Raw genomic sequence first — 22,302 nt, forward strand, 5'->3', positions numbered from 1 at the left:
ATACTTTATGAATACATTTTATAAGTTTTTAACCCTACGTAAAGGAATACCTTTACGTAGGGTTATTCATTTTAACATCAAACTATCGTTTTTATTTAAATTATGAGATAGATAATGTGATAAAATATAAGAAAGATAATACTAGCTAGGTATATAAAGGAGATTTACACAATGAAAATACTATTTGTTGAGGATGATAGAATAATTGCATCAGGGCTTTGCTACTCACTGACTCAAGAGGGGTATTTTGTTACCCACTGCTTGAATGTTGAGTCAGCAAAAACTATGCTGCATAAAAATAGCTTTAACTTGGCAATACTTGATTTATCTCTTCCAGATGGAAGCGGCTACGATATTTGTAAAATAATTAAGGCAAAGGAAGATATACCAGTAATATTTCTAACGGCAATAGATGATGAAGTTAATGTAGTTATGGGGCTTGATATGGGGGCAGATGACTATATAACAAAGCCATTTCGTATAAGAGAGCTTCTATCTCGAATTAAATCTGTACTTCGCAGATATGATAAAACAGAAATTACAAAAACAATCATTGAGTTTAGCGGTATAAAGATAGACACTACACAGGCAAAAGTGTATAAAGAAGCGAATGAAGTTACATTAACATCTCTTGAATACCGACTACTTCTAATCTTTGCAAATAATCAGAGGCAAGTTATTGATCGCAATCAACTTTTAGAAGGTCTATGGGATTTTGCAGGGGATTTTGTGAATGACAATACTTTAACGGTATATATTAAACGTTTGCGTGAAAAAATTGAGGATGACAGCAAAAATCCAACAATTATAAAAACAGTTCGTGGAATTGGATATAAGGGAGGTGATTAATATTCTACGAAATAAAGAAATAAAGATATATATAACTCTTTTGGTTTCAATTTCACTAATAGGATCAGTTGCCTGTTTTTTCGTTAATATAATTGCAGGAATTATAGCACTTTTAGTTTTGCTTTTAATAATTGTTATATCTTTTATTTTTACCAGATGGAGATATAATCAATTATACCAATTATCTGAGTATCTAAGGATAATTACAAGTGGAGATTATTCCCTTGATATTAGAGATAATGATGAAGGCGAGCTTAGTATACTTAAAAATGAAATATACAAAGTAACTGTGACTTTATATGAACAGGCTGAACTATTAAAGAAAGATAAACTTTTTCTTTCGGATTCGATTTCTGATATTTCCCATCAACTTAAAACTCCAATAACTTCAATGTTTGTTATGACAGACCTTATATGTGACAAAAGTCTAACCCAGGATAAACGCCAAGAATTCACCCAAAATATTCGGTCACAACTTGAAAGACTTAAGTGGCTTGTTGCGTCACTACTAAAGTTATCTAAGATTGATGCAGGTACAATTGAGTTAAAAAAAGAGAATGTAAATGTACGGGAGCTTATCAGTAGGGCTACCCATCACCTGCTAATTCCTATGGAACATAAAGATCAAACCCTTGAAATTAGCGGTGATGAGCATACTGAGTTTATTGGCGATTTTAATTGGTCCTCAGAGGCTGCTTCAAATATAATAAAAAATTGTGTTGAGCATACACCTTGTGGTGGAAATATAGGTGTTGATTTTTGCGAAACTCCAATATATACAATGATGAAAATATTTGATAATGGTGAGGGGATCCATAAGGAGGATTTACCACATATATTCGATCGCTTTTATAAGGGCATCAATGCTCCCAACGACAGTATAGGTATTGGACTCGCCATGTCAAAAATCATTTTGCAGAAACAAGGTGGTACAATTGAAGTTACCAGTGAGAAAAACAAAGGTACAAAATTTATTATAAAGATTTATAAAAGTGTTGTGTGACAAAATCGTCACACAAATAGTCACTGTAAAGTCATATTAGACAGATATACTAAGGTTACAAACTAACAGAGGAGTGAGCAGCAATGGAGATATTAAGAGTAGAAAATCTGTCTAAAATATATGGTAGGGGTGAATCATCTGTAAAGGCTCTAGATAATGTGTCGTTTTCAGTCAATAAAGGGGAGTTTGTTGCAATTATTGGACCATCGGGGTCGGGCAAATCAACACTTTTACATATATTGGGTGGCGTTGATACGCCAACAAGTGGAAAGGTTTTTGTAGAGAATGCTGACATTTACGAAATGGATGAAACAAAGCTTGCCATATTTAGACGTAGGCAAATAGGTCTTATCTATCAATTTTATAATTTAATACCAGTTTTGAATGTGGAAGAAAATATTACCCTACCGCTATTACTGGATGGTCAAAAGATAAAAAATGGGCAACTAGATGAGATAATTAACACGCTGGGCCTTGTAGATAGATTAAATCATCTGCCTAATCAGCTTTCAGGTGGTCAACAGCAACGTGTATCAATAGGAAGGGCATTGATTAATAACCCAGCGCTCGTACTTGCAGATGAGCCTACAGGAAACCTTGATAGCAAAAACAGTGGAGAAATAATAGAACTTCTAAAGCTGTCAAATAAAAAATACCATCAGACCTTAATAATAATCACTCATGATGAACGCATTGCTTTGCAGGCAGACCGAATAATTTCAATTGAAGATGGGCGAATCGCAAAGGATGAGGTGATTCGAAGATGAATATCATAAATTCTTTGACCCTTCGTCACATGAAATCAAATAAAAAGCGTACTATTGTTACAATTATTGGTGTTATATTATCAGTTTCTATGATAACAGCCATACCTACCTCTGTGATGTCTTTCCTTAGTATGATGCAGCAAAATACCATAGAGGATACAGGTAATTGGCATGTACGCTATAACAATTTACGTAGTGAAAACATTAATGAAGTGATGAATGATAAAAATACGGCAAATGCAGCTTTAAGCAGGAATATAGGATATTCAAAGCTTGAAGGTTCTAAAAATAAGAGTAAACCCTATCTTTTTATAGAAGAATATGATAAGCAGGGCATGGAAAGCTTTAATTTAGATTTAGTTAAGGGTCGTCTCCCTAAAAAATCAAATGAAATAGTTATATCTTCTCAGATTTCAGAAAATGGTGGCGTGGCATATAAGGTTGGTGACGTGCTTAAATTAGATGTTGGAAAGCGTTATGAAGATGGAAATAAGGAAGCCCTTGGACAGATTTATAGCTTCCAAAAGCAAGGCAAAGATAAAAAAGGTGAAAAACTTATTGAGGAATATAAAAAAGAATATACTATAACAGGAATTATAAGTAGACCCAACTTCGAACTCTACTGGTCACCTGGCTATACAGTGATATCCTATCTTGATAAAACGGAGCTTGCGCCTACTGACACTGTTGATATATCAGTAGTTTGGAAAAATGTGAGCAAAAAAGTAAATACACAAGCAAATAAGCTTTCGGAAAGAATAGGAATTCCTAGCGATAATAAAATCTACAATAGTAGCCTTTTAAGGTACTATGGAATTATTAATGATCATTTACTCTTAACTCTATATATTCTTGCAAGTATAATGATGGTTATTATAATTATAGGTTCCGTAGCGCTTATATATAATTCCTTCGCAATTTCAATTTCGGAACGTAGCCGTTATTTAGGGATGCTTGCAAGTGTAGGCGCAACAAAAAAGCAAAAGAGTAAATCTGTATTTTTTGAAGGTTTTGTTGTTGGGGTTATCGGTATTCCTATAGGTGTATTTTTGGGGACAGTAGCAATGGGTATAACTTTTAAGCTTGTGCAACCGCTAATAGAAGGCTTCGGAATAGTTGTTAAACTAAAGCTTGTAATATCTCCAGGTGCAATACTAGTGGCTATATTACTTTCTATTATTACTATTTTAATATCAGCTTACATTCCCGCAAAGAGTGCATCTAAGATATCGCCTATTGATGCGCTGTGTCAATCACGAGACATCAAGCTCACCAGTAGAGTTGTGAAAACATCTAAACAGACAAGATTTATATTTGGATTTGAAGCAGAGCTTGGGCTTAAAAACTTAAAGCGCAATAGTCGCAGATATAAAACTACCATATTTTCCTTAGTTATTAGTATTGTCCTATTTTTATCAGTTTCATCCCTATCCTTGCTGTTTCAAAAATCAGCAGAAAGTAAAGTTAATAATATGCCTTATGATGTTAATGTTTTTGTAACATCCTCTGCTACATTACAAGAGAAAAAGAATTTTTATAATGCCATAACAAAAATGAAATATGTGGATGAAAGTATTATTGAAGAAACTATGAATAATGCTGTAGTAGATGTTAAAAGCAGTTTAATTCCTGATGAAATTAAAGCAAGGATTTCACCAAATAATAAAGATGAAAAGGCTAAAAATTATAAAACACATTTTACGATAAAATCTATTGATGAGGCCGCACTTAAAAGATACGCTAAAGAAACGGGAACTGATCTTACTAGTTTAAAAGATATTGTAAATCCATCTGGCATACTCATTAACACTGTGTCTATCAAAGCGGATTATAAATACCTACGTATGAACCGCTTTAATATTAAGCCAGGAGAAAAATTGAAATTTACAGATACTGTAGGTAATAAGCCTAATGAATATAGTGTTTTATTAGAAATAGCAGCCCTTGCAGATAAGACGCCTATTGGTGAAACCAAGTTAACTAATATAGAAGAACCTATGATCATAGTATCAAAGGATGTGTATGCTAGTATACAAGGGAAGCTGCCAAAAATATCTGAGATTAGCCAGGTTGATATGCTTATTAAAAGTTCTAATCCTACAAAGCTTGTGGAAAGTATTAAGGAATATGAAAATAAGACCTCAATTGCAAGTGTAACTATTACTGATTTTACAATGCAAAATAAACAAGCCAGGCAACAAATGACCTTTATCTATGTATTTTTCTATAGCTTTATAGCAATTATTACCTCTATTTGCGTAGCTAATATTTTAAATACCATATCAACTAGCATATCCCTACGTAGACGGGAATTTGCAATGCTTAAATCCGTTGGAATGACACCAAAGAGTTTCAATAAAATGATTAATTACGAAAGCTGGTTTTATGGAATTAAGAGCTTGCTCTATGGGCTTCCTATTAGTTTTGGAATGATGTATTTGATTTACAGGGTTTTGAGGGACTCATTCGATATTCAATTTGCTGTTCCATGGGGTAGTGTTATTGTGACTATAATTGCTGTATTTGCAATTGTCCGTTCAACGATGATATATGCAACTTCAAAGATTAAAAAAGAGAATATTATTGATGCACTAAAAATAGAAAATATATAAGGTAACATTAATGTTTTTCTAAAAAGCTAGTTTGGAGGTTAGCATCTCCTTGCTAGCTTTTTAATATTGCAGCATCGCAGGTGATAATTTAATTGACATGAAAATTTTTCTTATAGTGTAACTTTTTATGAACTTATACGTGTAAGATGTATAATAAAATAGTTAAGCTATGTTTTTTTCGCAAAGAGGTGATGATTTGATTGATGATAATACAATAATGGATCTAGTCAAAAGTGGTAATAAAATACTACTTGGAAGAAATGGAGCAGGCAAAACTACTTTGATGAGGATACTAGCAACTCTGCTTAATAAAAGTAGTGGCGAAATCAGCATTTGTGGAATAGATATTTTAAAAACTAAAGAATTAAGAAAACTTATTGGATATCTTCCTCAGAACTTCTCAGTTTATCCAAATCTATCCGTTTATGAAGCCATGGATTATTTAGGAGTTTTATCAGAGGTTCCCTCAAGTGAGAGGAAAAAAGTAATTCCAGAACTTTTAGAAAAGGTTAACTTGTTAGATTGTAAAAAAGTAAAGGTTAGGGCTCTGTCTGGCGGAATGAAAAGAAGACTTGGAATAGCTCAAGCAATTTTGCATAATCCAAAAGTTCTAATAGTTGATGAGCCAACTGCAGGGTTGGATCCAAAGGAGAGAATTCGATTTAGAAACCTTCTTTGTGAACTAGCAAAGGATAAAATAGTTATTCTTTCAACACATATAATCGGAGACATTGAGGCCACCTGCAAAAACATTGGAATATTAGACAATGGGAGCCTTATATTTAAAGGAACTGTTCAGGAATTAAAAAGCAAAGCAGAAGGAAAAGTTTTTTCTATGAACGTTAACCCCGAAGAATTAGAAAGAATAAAACAAAAATATATTATAACAGGTATGATTATGTTAGGGGACAGTATCTCCATTAGGGTTATCTCAGATGTTCCTCCAAGCGATAATTCCCAAATTCGAGAACCCACTATTGAAGATTCGTACATGCTTATGATTGGAGGGATAGATAATGTTTAATCTATTTTCAAAGGAATGTAAGCAATTAGGTAAGAGTTTGATTTATATAGTTTTTATTTGTATCGCCATAGTATTTTATAATACCCAATACTATTCAAGTATAAAAGGAAATGATCCACAGTATCAAGGAAGTGCTTTGATAAAGCCTTCTTATGTTCAAGATGTTGAAAAGTACAATAAAGAGAATGATGGGTATCCTTATGGATCTACCTTTAAAGAGATACCAGAACAAATTATTTCTAAATCAACATCAATGATGTATGGAGAGCATATGCAAGGAACATACTCATCCTATCCACATAGCTTGTTTAAAAATGTTAAATTAGATAAGGAAGACACGAAAAAGATAGAAGAAATTTTATGTCAAATAACAGGAAAATCTCTAAGCGAGTTAGACAAATTGCATAAAACCGAAAAATGGAGTGAAATACATTTTAGCAGCAGCTCAAAAGACTATGCTAGCTTTAAAGTATTAATGGAGGAAGCTAATAATATAATAGGAGAGCAATCTAATTATTCAAAAGAAAATTTAAGAAGGTTTGGCGTTAGACCAATAACATATGAGGAAGCAATGAAAACTTATAAAGATTTAATAGAAAAGGATAAGATTACAAATGGTTTTGCAAGGATATTTTGCGACTTTATGGGAATCGTAATGGGTTTATTTCCGGTGTTTGTTGTAGTATCTTTTATTAGGAAAGATAAAAAAAGCAATATGAAACAAGTCATTTATAGTAGAAGAGTAAGCTCTACTAAGTTAATCCTGTCGAGATATAGTGCTTTAGTTATAATGATGATGGTTCCAATTTCCTTACTTGCAATCGTCTCAACACTTCAGGCCGCAAACATTAGTGAAAAACTTAATTTAACGGTAGATTATTTTGCGTTTTTTAAATATTCAATAGGCTGGCTTATGCCAACGCTTATGGCAGTAACTGCGGTAGGGATGTTTTTAACTCTTCTTACAGAGACAGCAATAGCTATTCCAGTTCAAATGTTTTGGTGGTACTCATCTATATCTAAAGGCGTATTAATTGGAAGTTATGATTTAAGTCAATTAATGATAAGATTCAATACAATAAAGGAGAGAGATGAATTTATTTTTCTTATAAATAATATATTTTTAAATAGAATGTTCTTTATCTCGATATCGGCAATTTTCGTGGTTGCATCTATTTATATATTAAATCTAAAGAGAATAGGAAGGATTGATTTTTATGATAAGTATTCGAAATGTTTTACAAATTTCAAAGGTAAATTTAAGAATAGCTTTTCGAAATAATTTATTATTCTCAATTGTATTATTAATTGTAGCTCCCATAATCTTTAGCATTACCAACTTGGATTTTCCAATGGCTGCAAGAATATGTGAGCAATTTATTGTAATGATTGGAGTAGTAATTCTAGTTCCAATCTTTGCACCAGAAGAAGATGGAAATATAAAAGAGACAATAAACGCAAAGGCTATTTCTCCTATATTTGTTTATATAATAAGAATACTAATATCAGTAATTTTACTAGTATCACTAATAGCATTATTTGTTAATATATTGATTTATCTTGGTGGAACCTTTACTTCAGGAAGGTTAATAATGGGAACATTTATATCTGCATTATTTCTAGGCGGATTAGGGTTATTTGTTGCTTCCCTTACTGAAAATGTAAGCATAGGGTATATGATACCAATAGTTTATTTTGTCTTTGATATCATGACAAAGGGTAAATACACAAAAAACTTTTGTATATTTTCTTTAATGAATAATAGCTTTAAAGAAAAATATTATCTTCTTGTAGCAGCAGTAGTTTTAATAATTTTATCATTATTAGTTTATTGGGTTAAGACTAGCAGGGGTGTCGCCAACATTTGAATTTGTTTCTATTATTTGTTTATTGGACATTAGGAGCAGGATGCATTAACTCCTCAAAAACCTCCAGAAAATAAATTCATTAGAATCTTATCTAAAGTAGGATTTGGAGGGAATATAGTTTTATTTATATGCTCTATATTAATTATTATTGGATTTGGCATTATACCTTAATAATTAAGTGACATAAAAAAGGTGTTCATAATAAATTGATACAAATTTATTATGAACACCTTTTAATTTTTGATATAAATAAAAATAATATATATTTGAAACTTTATTCATTAATTATGTGTATATAATAGAGAGAATTATTTTGGAGATGATTTAAGGTAGAAGCCGGAGGGGACGTTGTGGAGATTGAAAAAAAATTAATATCGAGATGCAAAAACTATGACAAATCCTCATTTATTGAACTTTTTAAGATTTACGAGCGGTATTTGTATAGCATTTGCTATAGTTACACTCAAAATGAACAGGATTCTCTTGATATTGTACAAGAAATTTATATAAAGATTTTTAAAAATATATCAAGTTTTGATGAGACAATGCCTTTTCGCCCTTGGTTACGAAGGATTTCAGTAAATACTTGTATTAACTTTAAAAGAAGTATTAAAACAAACATCATTTCATTAAATTATGAATATGCTAATAAACTTTGTTTAGAAGATACTATTGTTTCTGACTACAATTTAGAAGAGGAAGTTGAGAAAAAGGAGTTTAAAAAGATTATTGAGTCTAGACTTAAGAATTTATCTGATAATTATAGAATGGTAATTGCATTAAGATATTTTGATGATCTGAGTTACTTGGAAATTTCAGAATTGTTAAATAAACCACTTGGAACAATTAAAACGGACTTGTATAGGGCTAAAGCGATATTAAAGAAACAACTAGAAAGTGAGATGGAGGCGTAATTATGTGCTGTAAATTTGATAAGGAACTGTTATATGCTTTTGATGATAAGACAATTAAACCATTGGAGAAAATATTCATTGAAGAGCACATAAAATACTGCACTGACTGTCAAAAAGACCTAAAGCTAATAACTATAATTAATGAAAATATTAAAGATGAGCTAAGTCATATTGAATTTCCTGATAAACTAAGCATAATTTCACAACTTGTTGCAGAAAACTGCATATCCGAAATGGACAATATTAGCATTAGGATGAAGGTTCACAATATTATTGCGACATACAAGGGCATACATAACGTTATAACAGAATCAAGCGAAGCATATAAAAATAATCCATATAATAATTTCATAAGTAATAGAATTGATGCTACTTTTAATTATATTAAAACGCCTGTAAAACATATGATTAAAAACAAGATAAATGAAATGAGTATAGTAAAAAAATTAAAATTAAAAGTAGGTTAGATTGCTAAAGGAAAAGGAGGTGCAAGCTTGTTTGTTTTATTTTCAATAATAAAAATACTACTTTATTTATTAATCACTATATTTGGCTTGATTTTATTGTTTATAATAATACCATTTGAATATGAATTCAATACAAAAATTGATGAAAAAATTAGGACAGATGTAAATTTATCATTTTTTAAAAATTTTTTAAAGATGATGGTAGCATATGAGGATAAAGAAACATTATTTTTAATAAAGGTGATGGGATTATGCATTATTAGAAAAAAAATTAAAATGTCCAATAGAAAAAAAGAAAATGAAAAGGTAAAACTAAAAAAGAAAAAGAAGAAAAATGTTGATTTTAATATAAAGGATTATATCCAAGGAGCATTCATAAATGATTTAATTAATTACTTTAAAGATATAATAAATATTACTAAACCAAAAAGAATCAAAATCAATGGCGTTTATGGATTTGAAGATCCTTCATTAACGGGTATAGCTTGTGGAATTGTCCCTTTAGTATCAAGTCTTATTCCTACAAGCGATATTAATTTGCAACCAGTGTTTGATGATGAAATAATTGATATTTATTGTGAAATTCATGGCAGAATTTCTTTATTGGTAGCTGCAATAAAAACACTTAAATTCATTCTTAAGAAAAATAATAGAGGGAAAATATTTAAAAACTTTAGAAAATCTGAAACTTATTAATAATTTATGTGTATTGTTAAGTATAAAGTTAATAATGATTACGCAATCAATAAATACTTAAATTTAAAATATTAGGGGGATTAAGTTATGATAAATATTACAGAAAATACCGAAGCATTATTCTCAAACCTTGAAAAATTTTTAAAAACAGAAACAGTAGTGGGGGAGGCAATAATTATAGGGGAAACAACACTCATACCACTTATTACAGTTTCATTCGGATGTGGAACTGGCGGTGGCACAGGCAACTCTACTAAGGATGGTGAGGGTTCTGGAGGCGGACTTGGAGCAGGAGCTAGAATAACCCCAACTGCTATTTTAGTTATAAAAAATGGAGAAGTAACAATGCTTCCTATAAAGGGTAAATGTAATCTTGAAAGTCTTATTGAAATGGTACCAGAAATAGTATCTAAAGTAAGCTCAAAAATGGGATGTTGTAAGAACAAAAAAGAAGGGTCTGAAGAAGATACTAAAACGGAAAAAGAGTAATTAAACATTATTAAATACATTAAAAAAAAGCATCTATAATATATTTATAGATGCTTTTTTGTATTGATAAAAAATATGAAATCAATTTATACATAATTTTACTAAATATTTGAAACTTATATTAATATTATGTATAATTGAATAATTACACAATGGTAATTTAAAGGGGAGGGATCTAGCCGTTTATGAGAAAATTTAACAAAGTATATTTAGGTATTATTTTAGGTGTGAGCTAGTAGGTCCTAATGCTGGTTGGCAATACATAAAAATGTTTATTAAAAATAATGGCACCTATGCTGTTGTTTTGTAATCAGTAAACAAAGTTATTGGTAGTTAACATAATGAATAGAAAAAAGGAGTTTAGAATTATGCTGAATTTACGCTACAAAGGATATGCAATGGCTATAGTCGGTGCGATTTTGTGGGGGATTTCTGGTACTGTTGCACAGAAACTTTTTCAAAACGAAGGATTTCAACCTGGCTGGCTAGTAACAGTAAGAATGATAACATCAGGTGTACTATTGCTCTTATTCGCAAGTATTAAAACTAATGGACAACATAAGGTTTGGTCTGTATGGAAAGACTCTTCTAAACGATTACATTTGATTATATTCGGGATAATTGGGATGCTCGGAGTACAATATACTTATTTTATGTCCATCAAATCAGGTAACGCTGCGACAGCCACTTTGTTGCAATATTTAGCTCCGATATTTATAGTAGCATATTTGGCAATACGATTAAAAAAAGTCCCAAGCCCAAAAGAATTTATTTCAGTTGGTTTAGCTATTTTGGGAACATTTCTTCTTGTGACTAACGGCACGGTTGATAGGCTTACTATTTCGTTACCTGCCATCGCTTGGGGAGTTGGGTCAGCAATTGCCCTTGCCTTTTATACATTATATCCACATAGTTTGCTTAAGGAGTGGGGGGCTGTGATTGTTGTAGGTTGGGGTATGCTTATAGGCGGAGTTGGGCTGAGTTTCATAAACCCGCCATGGAATATACAAGGTCAAAATTGGTCTTTGCTTTCTAGTTTATTTGTTGGATTTGTGGTTTTATTCGGTACACTAATTGCCTTTTATTTGTACATAGCTAGTTTACAATATATTGCACCTACTGAAGCTAGCTTATTGGCAAGTGCAGAACCTTTATCCGCTACACTTGCTTCTATATTTTGGTTGCATGTTCCTTTTGGATTGTTTGAAGTAATCGGAGGAATGTGTATTATATCTACAGTAGCAATTTTAACTTTAGGGTCTAACACTAATAAAAAACCCTTATAAGAAAAAGAAAAAACCAATTATAAAAGGTTATGTTTTAAAAAACAAAAATATTGTATAATGTTGTATAGAATGATCGTTAAGAAATTTTTAGTGGCAACTTTTTATTGTGAGAGGGGTATAAAAATGATAAGAGAAGCAGTAGAAAATGATTTGATTGATATTTTAGAAATTTGTAATGATGCAATATTAAATACAACAGCTGTCTATGATTATAAAGTTCACACAATTGATGACAGAAAACAATGGTATGAAAAAAAGAAGAAAGAGGGGTATCCAATATTAGTAGTTGAAGAAAATAATAAGGTTATCGGATTTGCTACATTTGGGCCATTCAGAGCATGGCCTGCATATAAATATACTATTGAACACTCTATTTATGTTAATGGTAACTGTAGAAACAAAGGCATAGGAACACTACTAGCTAAAGAACTAATAAGATTTTCCAATGAAAGAGGATTTGCAACCATGGTGGCGGCAATTGATGAATCAAATGAAAAAAGTATCAAATTGCACGAAAAATTGGGGTTCGAGTATTCAGGTAAGATAAATAAAGCTGGATTTAAATTTGGTAAGTGGCTCAATCTTGTTTTTTATCAATTAGAGCTTAAAGGCCCTGAAAACCCAATAGATGGTTAGTGTGTAAGTTTTATAATAATTATAGAATACATAGAATGGCTGAAAATTTCATCAATCTAATAAATAATCAAAAATACCCCATAATATTTTGAGGCCACTGAAAAAAGCACTCTTTTTTCAGTAAAGTTTTTGTCTTAAACAGAAAAAGCATGAAATACCCATATTTTTGGATATTTCATGCTTTTCAACTTGATTATTCTCTTTAGATTCACTGTAAAGATTACTATAGTTAATCATTAATTCGTCATAAACAAATGAAAAGTCAACAAGGTCATTAATTTGCTTTAAAATGTTATGTTTCTGAATAATTAACGAATATAAGCTATGGTATGTATTTATTTCTATTTCCAATTGTCCTTTTAGCATAATAGTTTAACCCCTTTTATTTTATTCTACTATACTAATTCGACATATCGTTTAAAATTCCTTTTTGTTTTTTAATCTTTTATATAAAAAAATCGCCATAATTAATTTGATGACGATTTTTCATATAGTTTTACAGTGGCCTCATAATTTACGGAGTATTTTTCTATTAATATTACACTATTTAAGACAATATTAATAGAAAATAGGAGCTAATTTTTTTTATTTCTCGCTATGAAAACAATAATATTCACAGCAGATAATCCTACTAAAATGTATATTGCTCTAGCAAGGAAGGGAACAAATCCAAAGATAAGACTAACTAAGTTAACATTTAACAATCCTAAAAGTCCCCAATTTAAAGCACCAATCAATACAAACACGAATGAAAGTTTGTCGATAATACTAAGCTTATACATAATTACCCCCAGACTAATATAATTATTCTATTTGTATAAATTATATTATAAATATAATATTTTAGAACTGTTTAATAATTTCTTTAAAGCGTATATAATGTTATGGTATATAAATTTATATACTAAAAAATAATTTGGAAAGTACAAATTAAGTATACGAACATTTTCATTACTTTTAGCACTATTGTATGTTATAATATGAATGAAACTTGTTTTATATTTAAAATTGTACGTATGGAGGCAGAATATGAGAAATTCTTATAATACACCATTAAATAGTAGATATGCATCAAAAGAGATGAGTTATTTATTTTCAGATGATATGAAGTTTAGAACATGGAGAAAGCTTTGGGTTGCACTAGCTGAAGGTGAAAGGATATTAGGAATCAATATTACAGAATCTCAAATTGAAGAGCTTAAATCCTATGTAGATAATGTGAATTACGAAGTGGCTGAAAATAAAGAAAAAGAAATACGACATGACGTAATGAGCCATGTATATGCATATGGGGTTCAATGTCCTAATGCGAAGGGTATTATTCATTTAGGGGCTACTAGCTGCTATGTAGGCGATAATACAGACTTAATAGTCATGAAAAAGGCTTTACTATTAATTAAGAAAAAATTAATTAATGTAATTAGTAAATCTTCAGAATTTGCATTAAAGTATAAAGATGTTCCTACACTAGGTTTTACCCATTTACAGCCAGCTCAATTAACTACTGTAGGTAAAAGGGCAACCCTATGGATTCAAGAATTAATAATGGATCTAGAAAATTTAGACTTTGTAATAGATAGAATAAAGTTACTAGGGGTTAAAGGAACAACTGGAACCCAAGCGAGCTTTATGAATCTATTCGAAAATGATGAGAAAAAAGTAAAAGACTTAGATAAATATGTAGCGAATAAAATGGGCTTTGAAGATACATATCCCGTTACTGGTCAAACTTATTCTAGAAAAGTAGACTCTATAGTATTAAATACTTTATCAGAAATAGCTCAAAGTGCATATAAATTCAGTAATGATTTAAGGATACTTCAAAGCATGAAAGAAGTGGAAGAGCCTTTTGAAAAAAATCAAATTGGATCCTCTGCAATGGCATACAAAAGAAACCCTATGCGTTCTGAGCGAATTAGCTCTTTATCAAGATATATTATAGTGAATTCATTAAATCCTGCTATAACAGCTGCAACACAATGGTTTGAAAGAACATTAGATGATTCAGCTAATAAGAGAATATCCGTAGCTGAAGCTTTCTTAGCACTTGATGGAGTATTAAATTTGTATATGAATATAGCTGGAAATATGGTAGTATATGAAAAAGTAATTACTGCTCATGTAAACCACGAGCTTCCATTTATGGCTACAGAAAATATCCTTATGGAAGCTGTTAAAAGGGGCGGGGACAGACAAGAACTTCATGAGAACATTAGAGTTCATTCTATGGCTGCAGCAAAACGCGTTAAAGAAGAAGGCTTAAATAATGATCTTATAGAAAGAATAATAAATGATGATAGTTTTAGGATGTCAAAAGAAGAGATATTTGCTGTAATTGACCCGATTAAATTTGTAGGTAGAGCTCCAAGTCAAGTAATAGAATTTATAGATGAATATGTAAAACCAATAATCGAGGCCAATAAAGATGCATTAGGAGTAGAAACTTCTATAAACGTATAATCCTTAGTATTGGATAGAAATTATACTATAAAAAGCTATCAGTGATGCAAACAAAACTGATAGCTTTTTTAGTTTAACGACATTTTAGAAGGAAAGTCTCCCAATTCTATAAGTAAGAGTTACATAACCTAACAAATAGAAAATTTCAGTGGTAGTATAAATCTCCTTTTGAAGTCGGTAATATTGTAGCTCCACAGGCCATGATTTCACTATAACTTTCGAAGAATAAAATTCAAATTGCATGTGGAAATAATAAAAATAATAAAAACATTTGTTTATTTTTATTATTTTAGAAAAATCAGGATTTTGCTCCCCCTCTTGTAGTATAATAATGTCGTGAAATGTAAGTTTCACGACATTATAATGATTTTTGGAGGTACTTATGAAATCGAATATAAATACTATTTATAACAATGAACTCCCACCGTTTCTAAATGATTATCTGAATTATTTATCTACTATTAAAGGATGTTCTAGTTCTACTGTTGTTGCTTATACTGCTGATTTATCATTGCTATTAAAGTTCTTAAAAATATACAAAGGTCTAGTCTCTTCAGAAAATGCTCTGCCTCTTGAGAACATTATAATTAGTGACCTAACTTTAGATACATTAAAAACTCTTACATTGCAGGATTTATATGCCTATATCTCCTATCTTGGGAAATATAGGGCTAATGGTAACTACGCTAAAGCAAGAAAAATTGCATCTATAAAGTCCCTATTCAAGTATTTAACCACTAAGGCTAAAGTGCTAACTATAGACCCGACAATAGATTTAGAGTCACCAAAACTTGGTAAAAGAAGTCCTGTTTTTTTAACATTAAGTGAAAGTAAGGCACTACTAGACGCTACAAGCTCTAGAGATAAGCATTCTATTCGCGACCATAGTATTATTACATTATTCTTAAATTGTGGTATCAGGCTGTCAGAACTTTGTAGTATAAACATATCCGATTTTAAAGATGATACATTATCTATTATTGGGAAAGGAAATAAAGAACGAACCATTTATTTGAATAAAGCTTCATTGAAATCAATTTATAAATATTTGCCTATTAGAAATATGAACATAGATAAAATTCATTCTGAAGATAAGGATGCCCTTTTTATAAGTGGTAAATATGGAAGAATTAATAAACGCACTGTGGAGAGAATTGTAAAAAAATATATAGGTAATGCTGGACTTAATAAAGATAAGTATACTCCTCATAAATTAAGGCATACATCTGCTACTCTTATGTATAAATATGGAAATGTAGACATTAGAAGTCTACAAGAAATATTAGGCCATGAAAATATATCTACCACCCAAATATATACTCATGTAGATAATGATAAATTAAGAAATGCGGTTAAGTCAAATCCACTTTCTGATGAATAAAAAAAAGTATATATTACGCGTATTGCAATACGGTTAATGCATTATGCGTAATATATACTTTCTAATACTTATATTTTTTTTAGTCTTATAAGTCCAGGAAATTCTTCTTGAAGTAATCCTGAGTTATCATCTTCATTTTCAAGTAGCTCTTTTGCCCCGTCTATGTCATCTATAAATTCCCAAACCTCATTGTTTTCAGGTATGAACTCATCTTTATGTAGTTTTAAAAATTCATCGCTGGCTACCACTGAGTCATAATCTTCAAGTTTTGGTAGTTCATCATTTTCATTTTCATCATTATCTACTTCTTCCGCTAAATTAATTTCAGACCTGTCACAAATATTTTCGTCTACCTCTTCTACCCCTTCAATCTCATTATCCTCAAAAACTTCATCAATTTTTATAGCTTTTACATCGTAACCTTCCATTTCTAAGCATTTACCGCAATTATTACATTTCTTATTTGAATTTAATTCACAGACTTCACATTCTCCACAACTATTACAAATTTTCTTATTATTAAATATACAATTTTTAGACATACAACACTCCAATCTATTTATTTCAAATACTTTCATAATAGACTATTATAGCAAATATATTTTCAATAATCAAACACTAACACCCCTTAATAATGACTTATGTATTCATACATAATAATATATAATTTTTTATTTTTATTAATAACTATAAAACAGAACGTAAGTTTGATGTTATTACATTTATATGGTATAATTATACTATGAATGGGAGGCGTTTACATGTTAACTGAAAAAAAAGATAAGCAAAGTGAAATATATAACTTTATAAAGAAACAGGTACAACTAAAAGGATATCCACCTTCAGTCAGAGAAATATGTGATGGCGTAGGATTAAGATCTACTTCGACTGTTCATGGGCATTTAGCAAGACTAGAAAAAAAAGGATTTATCCGTAGAGACCCTACCAAGCCTCGTGCAATTGAATTAATAAAGGATTCTGTCATAAGAAAAGAACTTATAGATATACCTATTATAGGGAAAATCACTGCTGGCAAACCAATACTCGCAGTTGAAAATGTTGAAGATACATTTACACTTCCTTTAAATTTCACTAAAACCAATAATGAACTATTTATGCTTAAAGTTTCTGGTAGCAGCATGATTGAAGCAGGAATATTGGATAAAGACCTTGCTATAATTGAGAAAATCAATACCGCTAAAAATGGCGATATAGTTGTAGCTCTTATTGATAATGAAGCAACTATTAAAAGATTTTTCAAGGAAAAAGATCATATAAGGCTTCAGCCTGAAAATTCAACTATGTCCCCTATCATAGTTGATGACTGTGTAATTTTAGGTGTACTTGTTGGTATTTACAGAAAGTATTAAATATCCACCTTTAAAGATTTTATGTAACAAAAAAGTCCTGCAATGAATATATCAATTGCAGGATTTTTTTATTCTATTATTAAGTCATAAATATTTACTTTCTAGTTCAAATAACTCTTGAAAGTGCTATTAGTATTCCAATTTTAGCATGATCAAACGTTAATCCACCCTGTAAATATGCTATATAAGGCTCTCTTATTGGAGCGTCTGCAGATAATTCTATAGATGCTCCCTGAATAAATGCACCTGCTGCCATTATAACCTTATCTTCATATCCTGGCATGTCCCACGGTTCACATTGAACAAAAGAATCAATGGGAGACCCCTCTTGTATACCCCTACAGAAATTAATTAACTTTTCCTTATCATTAAATTTAATTGCTTGAATTATATCACTTCTTTTATCAGTATACTTAGGAAGAACTTCAAAACCTGCAAGTTCCATAATTCTTGCACAGAAAATAGCGCCCTTCAATGCTTCCATAGCTATATGTGGTGCTATGAATAGTCCTTGATATAAAGAACGCATAACTCCAAACGTAGAACCACATTCCCCTCCTATTCCAGGAGTTGTTAGTCTGTAAGAAGCTTGTCGTACATATTCTTCTTTACCTGCAATATATCCACCTGTAGGTGCAATTCCACCACCAATATTTTTTATGAGGGATCCAGCAACTATATCTGCTCCTACATCTGTAGGCTCCGTAACATCAATAAATTCACCATAACAATTATCTACAAAACAAATAACCTTTGGATTTATAGCTTTTGCAGCGCTTATAATATCATCTATTTCAGAAATTAATAATGCTTTTCTCCAGCCATATCCAGTAGATCTTTGAATATGAATTAGCTTTATTGACTTATCTTCAATCAGTGTCTTTTTCATTAAATCAATATCAACTTTAGAGTTATCGTTTAATTCTAATTGTTTATATTTTACACCATAATCTTTTAATGAGCCTATATCCTCCTTAGCATTTATACCTATTATATTAAGAAGTGTATCATAAGGTGTTCCGCATACCGATATCATGGTATCATTAGGTCTTAAATTACCAAATAAGGACGCTCCAATTGCATGTGTTCCATTTACGAAATGCGGCCGAACGAGTGCACTCTCACAATTGAAAATTCTTGCATATACTTTATCTAATGAATCTCTCCCAATATCGCCATAACCGTATCCAGATGAATTTGTAAAATGGCATTCGCTAATTCGTTCATCTTGTAGTGCGGTCAAAACCTTAAGTTGATTAAACTCTCTTATTTCATCAAGAATTTTAAACTCATCTTGTACATCTTGTATTGCTATATCATAGAGTTTTAGCGTTTTTGAACTTATTTTATACTTCTTTTGAAGGTATACTTTTGTTATGTCTATCATGATTCCAGGTCCCCTTTTTATTATGTATATATTATGTGTTTTAAACTTTAACTACCGTAATAATAGTAACATAAATAATACCGATGTAGAATAGTTTTATTTATATATCAATCATATTAGTATGTATTTAATTGTCTCTTTCTTTACTATTACAGCACCGCAGGTGATGATTTAACTTTTTCAATAATCTCTTCAACAGTTTCCTCTAATTCTTTTCCAACTTTTTTATACTCAATTTCAAATTTTTCATTTTGATTTTTCATAAAATACATTAACGCATAATAAGTAGGCTTAAATTTATCCTTTAGCTTAAATTCAGCTTCATTAAACATTTTAAATAAGGAATTGTATTGTTTTTTAGCCATTAGAAAAATTAAATATTCATTAATAGATTTATTATATTTATCTGTATTATTAGCTGATCTTAAAAATAAGCGAGCTTTTTCTAAGGATTCTTCTATTCGATCATTAGAAAGTAAGGTTTCAGATAAAACATAAATGGTATTAAAATCATTTTCATTTTTTTCATTTTTTTCATTTTTTTCACTTTTGTTAATTAGGTCCTCTTTATTGCACCAGCTTTCAAAAAAACCCACAAGCCATTTCACCTGCTGTTTTTCTTTTTCTCCCCCAAACCTCATCATATACCATATGTTAAAAAATCGTTCTTTTATTTTGTACATATAATTTTTCTTATTTACAGGTGTTTTATTTATTACTCCGTTTTTTTCTAATTGATTTAACTGAGCGGATACTTCTTTACTTTGCATTCTTATTTTATCTGCTATTTCTTTTGTGGTTATGGCATCAAAGCGTAAAGCTATAACATCAACAATTTCCTGTTGCACTGGAGATAACCTATCCATTGTATGTTTATAAAGAGGTGTTACTCTATCTAGTAATGTATCTAATTGTTTAAATACGGGTCCGTTGTCAACATTTAAAATATCGAAAAGTAATGCCATGATTCTTGGCACCCCACCTGTTAACCGCCTTAAAGCTTCTATTTTCCCACTGTTACTTTTAAGTATCTCATTTATACCCTTCTTATTAAAAATTCCACCTAACTTTTCAAAAAATTCCACAGTTTCTTCTGAATTTAATCCTTCTAATTTTATCAGATTAAAGAAGTTATAGAAGGGATTACTATAATCAAAAGTAAATTCTAAAACTTCTGAAGATGCTCCTATAATTCGAATTTCAGCAGAGGTTAATAGAATTTCTCTAAGTTTTTGCTGCTCATAGATTTTAAACTTCTTTAGAATACCGAAAGTATCATCTATTAATAGTATTAATTTTTTATTTTTTTCTTTAAGTTTTTGCTCAAGTATTTTAAAGCATATATCTTCGTAGTCTTCTACCTCTGCATATTTATCCATTTCATCATAAAGCCCTACAAACTCATCATTTTCCATTTCAAGATTCGCAGCCGTTACCTCCCAAAGTTTAAACAGTCTCCGTATACTGTATTGCTCCTCAGGAAATATAACAGGGATAAACTTTGCTTTTAGCTGCTTATCTCCTTTTATTTCAAAGTATATTCTTTTTAATAAAGTTGTTTTACCATATCCTCTTTGACCTTCTATGATATAATGCTGCTCTGGATATTTCATGTCAGAATTTTTTATATCTTTAAAAATCTTTTGAAATTCTTTTTTCCTTATTACAAATCTATCAACTAATTCTTGATGCGATAAATTATTGGGATTATAAAAACTTAAAGTACTAGTTTGCATTTTTTTTACACCACCACATTCTTAATATAGGAGAGGTAAATGTATATAATTTTTCCTCCTCATCATTATTTATATATCCATCATCAATAATAGTATTTAAGAGATCTTTATATGTTTCGCAAAGATTATATTTTACAGCTAAATCATATATTTCGTTATAAGTTATCTTCTTAGCTTCTGTTATAGCTATTATGTTTAATACTTCTATAATAAACTTATAGTCATTATTTTTGTACACCTTAAGCCTCTCATGCCAACTGCTAAATTTATTATTTTCCTCTATCATCCGTTTAATTGCTATATCAACCGATTTATTATATATAGAGCATATTTGATCTTCATCATAAATATCCTGAATTTTATCCATAGCAAGTTGAATATAAAAAGGAATCAACCACTTAATTTCATGTAGCATATGATTTATAGTAGCGGTATCCATTGTGAAATCAAGCCCTTTAAGTAGTTCATTTATAAGACTTTTCCCCTCTGATTCACTTAGTGGAGTGACTTTTAAAATATCTAGATCATTTATAAACTTTGAAGAGTCCATTCGTCTTGCAATACCCTCGAGGCTTATGGACCCTGTATATATGAATTGAAATTTATTATTTATATCACTATTTTGTCTTAATGCTCTATTACTTTGAAGAAGATGAACTGCATATGTAGTGCCTTCATTTTGTTGAATATTTTCTATCGTTTGAGCAAATTCATCTATCATTATAATTAATTTGTGCCCTTCTAAATCAATAGATCTCATAATTTCTATAAACTTTTCATAATAATTAAGTTCAATAGTCTTAGTAAACTTAACAGTGTCTATGCCTACTTCGTCAATACTTTTAAAAATGGTTTTAGCTAAATCTTTAATTGAATTTATTACTTTGTCTCTTTTCTTTATTGAATCGCAATTTAAAATGGCCTTTACAATTTCCTTATAATACTTATTTTCGTTGTAAACAGACTCCGTAATTACATAGATTATATAATATTTATCCCTTGGGTTATCTTCTATATACCTCATTAAAGATGTTTTCCCAACCCTTCTTGGAGCTGAAATTATAATACTACTAGCTGAATCGATTTTTCTCCATAATTTATTTATTAAAATAGGTCTTTTAAAAAAATTTTCACCTCGTGCAGCTTGCCCTGTTGTAATTTTCATAATTAGCACCTCCGCAATTACTTATATTTACAATTATATCTAACAAAAAATATTTTGTCAAGCATTCTAACAAAATATTTTTTGTCAAAGTCAAACCCCTTATTCACTTTTTTTACAATTACTAAACAATTTAAGAAACATGTAACCTAACTACTTAAAATAATATCTGAGGATTACTATAGCAAATAAAAC

The 22,302-nt window shown here is 30.3% G+C and carries 21 protein-coding genes and 1 pseudogene; 16 read left to right on the plus strand and 6 right to left on the minus strand.

The window, feature by feature from the left end; translation table 11 throughout:
- Nucleotides 1–171 precede the first annotated feature (171 nt).
- The 13 genes from ACWJJT_RS02880 to ACWJJT_RS02940 all read left to right on the plus strand — a co-directional run bounded on the left by ACWJJT_RS02880 (nt 172) and on the right by ACWJJT_RS02940 (nt 12,611).
- Nucleotides 172–849, plus strand: a complete 678-nt coding sequence (locus tag ACWJJT_RS02880; protein ID WP_216304066.1) for a response regulator transcription factor — start codon at nt 172–174, stop codon at nt 847–849.
- Nucleotides 842–1,852, plus strand: coding sequence for a sensor histidine kinase (locus ACWJJT_RS02885; RefSeq protein ID WP_462956004.1), 1,011 nt, complete (start codon nt 842–844; stop codon nt 1,850–1,852). The genes ACWJJT_RS02880 and ACWJJT_RS02885 overlap by 8 nt, the downstream gene beginning before the upstream one ends.
- A gap of 83 nt (nt 1,853–1,935) precedes the next feature.
- A complete protein-coding gene (locus ACWJJT_RS02890) occupies nt 1,936–2,619 on the plus strand; it encodes an ABC transporter ATP-binding protein (RefSeq protein ID WP_216304065.1) in 684 nt (227 codons plus the stop codon).
- The gene (locus tag ACWJJT_RS02895) at nt 2,616–5,231 is read left to right on the plus strand and encodes an ABC transporter permease (RefSeq protein ID WP_462956005.1); all 2,616 of its coding nucleotides are present in this window, start codon (nt 2,616–2,618) and stop codon (nt 5,229–5,231) included. Before ACWJJT_RS02890 ends, ACWJJT_RS02895 begins: the two co-directional genes overlap by 4 nt.
- 196 nt (nt 5,232–5,427) lie before the next feature.
- Entirely contained in the window at nt 5,428–6,255 is an 828-nt protein-coding gene (locus ACWJJT_RS02900) for an ABC transporter ATP-binding protein (RefSeq protein ID WP_462956006.1), read from the plus strand.
- Nucleotides 6,248–7,537, plus strand: coding sequence for an ABC transporter permease (locus tag ACWJJT_RS02905; RefSeq protein WP_462956007.1), 1,290 nt, complete (start codon nt 6,248–6,250; stop codon nt 7,535–7,537). The genes ACWJJT_RS02900 and ACWJJT_RS02905 overlap by 8 nt, the downstream gene beginning before the upstream one ends.
- 70 nt (nt 7,538–7,607) lie before the next feature.
- Complete coding sequence (locus tag ACWJJT_RS02910; protein ID WP_462956008.1) at nt 7,608–8,123, plus strand: hypothetical protein; 516 nt, start codon at nt 7,608–7,610, stop codon at nt 8,121–8,123.
- 350 nt (nt 8,124–8,473) lie between these two features.
- On the plus strand, nt 8,474–9,037 hold the full coding sequence (locus ACWJJT_RS02915) for an RNA polymerase sigma factor (RefSeq protein ID WP_462956009.1): 564 nt from the start codon (nt 8,474–8,476) through the stop codon (nt 9,035–9,037).
- A gap of 2 nt (nt 9,038–9,039) precedes the next feature.
- Nucleotides 9,040–9,504, plus strand: a complete 465-nt coding sequence (locus ACWJJT_RS02920) for a zf-HC2 domain-containing protein (protein ID WP_462956010.1) — start codon at nt 9,040–9,042, stop codon at nt 9,502–9,504.
- A 27-nt stretch (nt 9,505–9,531) separates the two neighbouring features.
- A complete protein-coding gene (locus ACWJJT_RS02925) occupies nt 9,532–10,200 on the plus strand; it encodes a DUF2953 domain-containing protein (RefSeq protein WP_462956011.1) in 669 nt (222 codons plus the stop codon).
- 87 nt (nt 10,201–10,287) lie between these two features.
- Nucleotides 10,288–10,689: a GerW family sporulation protein gene (locus ACWJJT_RS02930; RefSeq protein ID WP_216304057.1), complete on the plus strand. Its 402-nt coding sequence runs from the start codon at nt 10,288–10,290 to the stop codon at nt 10,687–10,689.
- 368 nt (nt 10,690–11,057) lie between these two features.
- Nucleotides 11,058–11,975 carry an EamA family transporter gene (locus tag ACWJJT_RS02935; protein ID WP_253198262.1) on the plus strand — a complete coding sequence of 306 codons (918 nt, stop codon included), beginning with the start codon at nt 11,058–11,060 and terminating at the stop codon, nt 11,973–11,975.
- A gap of 123 nt (nt 11,976–12,098) precedes the next feature.
- A complete protein-coding gene (locus ACWJJT_RS02940; RefSeq protein ID WP_216304055.1) occupies nt 12,099–12,611 on the plus strand; it encodes a GNAT family N-acetyltransferase in 513 nt (170 codons plus the stop codon).
- 225 nt (nt 12,612–12,836) lie between these two features.
- On the opposite strand, the pseudogene ACWJJT_RS02945 reads toward ACWJJT_RS02940, so the two are convergent.
- Nucleotides 12,837–12,977 (minus strand): annotated as a pseudogene (locus tag ACWJJT_RS02945) (IS5/IS1182 family transposase); the annotation flags it as partial.
- A 209-nt stretch (nt 12,978–13,186) separates the two neighbouring features.
- Nucleotides 13,187–13,393, minus strand: coding sequence for a DUF378 domain-containing protein (locus tag ACWJJT_RS02950; protein WP_165412978.1), 207 nt, complete (start codon nt 13,391–13,393; stop codon nt 13,187–13,189).
- A gap of 247 nt (nt 13,394–13,640) precedes the next feature.
- On the opposite strand from ACWJJT_RS02950, the gene purB reads away from it, so the two are divergent.
- Nucleotides 13,641–15,071 carry an adenylosuccinate lyase gene (gene purB / locus ACWJJT_RS02955; RefSeq protein WP_216304027.1) on the plus strand — a complete coding sequence of 477 codons (1,431 nt, stop codon included), beginning with the start codon at nt 13,641–13,643 and terminating at the stop codon, nt 15,069–15,071.
- A gap of 382 nt (nt 15,072–15,453) precedes the next feature.
- Nucleotides 15,454–16,452: a tyrosine recombinase XerC gene (locus ACWJJT_RS02960; protein WP_220287164.1), complete on the plus strand. Its 999-nt coding sequence runs from the start codon at nt 15,454–15,456 to the stop codon at nt 16,450–16,452.
- A gap of 68 nt (nt 16,453–16,520) precedes the next feature.
- Here the strand turns inward: ACWJJT_RS02960 and ACWJJT_RS02965 are convergent, their stop codons facing one another.
- Nucleotides 16,521–16,994, minus strand: coding sequence for a hypothetical protein (locus tag ACWJJT_RS02965; RefSeq protein ID WP_216304025.1), 474 nt, complete (start codon nt 16,992–16,994; stop codon nt 16,521–16,523).
- Between the two features lie 219 nt (nt 16,995–17,213).
- Here ACWJJT_RS02965 and lexA point away from each other — a divergent pair, with 219 nt between their 5' ends.
- Nucleotides 17,214–17,822, plus strand: a complete 609-nt coding sequence (gene lexA / locus ACWJJT_RS02970; RefSeq protein ID WP_216304024.1) for a transcriptional repressor LexA — start codon at nt 17,214–17,216, stop codon at nt 17,820–17,822.
- Nucleotides 17,823–17,928: 106 nt separating this feature from the next.
- Here lexA and ACWJJT_RS02975 read toward each other — a convergent pair whose 3' ends face one another.
- The 3 genes from ACWJJT_RS02975 to ACWJJT_RS02985 form a co-directional block, all read right to left on the minus strand.
- Nucleotides 17,929–19,209: a methionine gamma-lyase family protein gene (locus ACWJJT_RS02975; RefSeq protein WP_216304023.1), complete on the minus strand. Its 1,281-nt coding sequence runs from the start codon at nt 19,207–19,209 to the stop codon at nt 17,929–17,931.
- A gap of 149 nt (nt 19,210–19,358) precedes the next feature.
- The gene (locus ACWJJT_RS02980) at nt 19,359–20,945 is read right to left on the minus strand and encodes an ATP-binding protein (protein WP_220287162.1); all 1,587 of its coding nucleotides are present in this window, start codon (nt 20,943–20,945) and stop codon (nt 19,359–19,361) included.
- Entirely contained in the window at nt 20,935–22,110 is a 1,176-nt protein-coding gene (locus ACWJJT_RS02985) for an ATP-binding protein (RefSeq protein WP_216304021.1), read from the minus strand. The genes ACWJJT_RS02980 and ACWJJT_RS02985 overlap by 11 nt, the downstream gene beginning before the upstream one ends.
- Nucleotides 22,111–22,302: the final 192 nt, after the last annotated feature.

This window comes from Clostridium sp. CM041 (assembly GCF_055081035.1).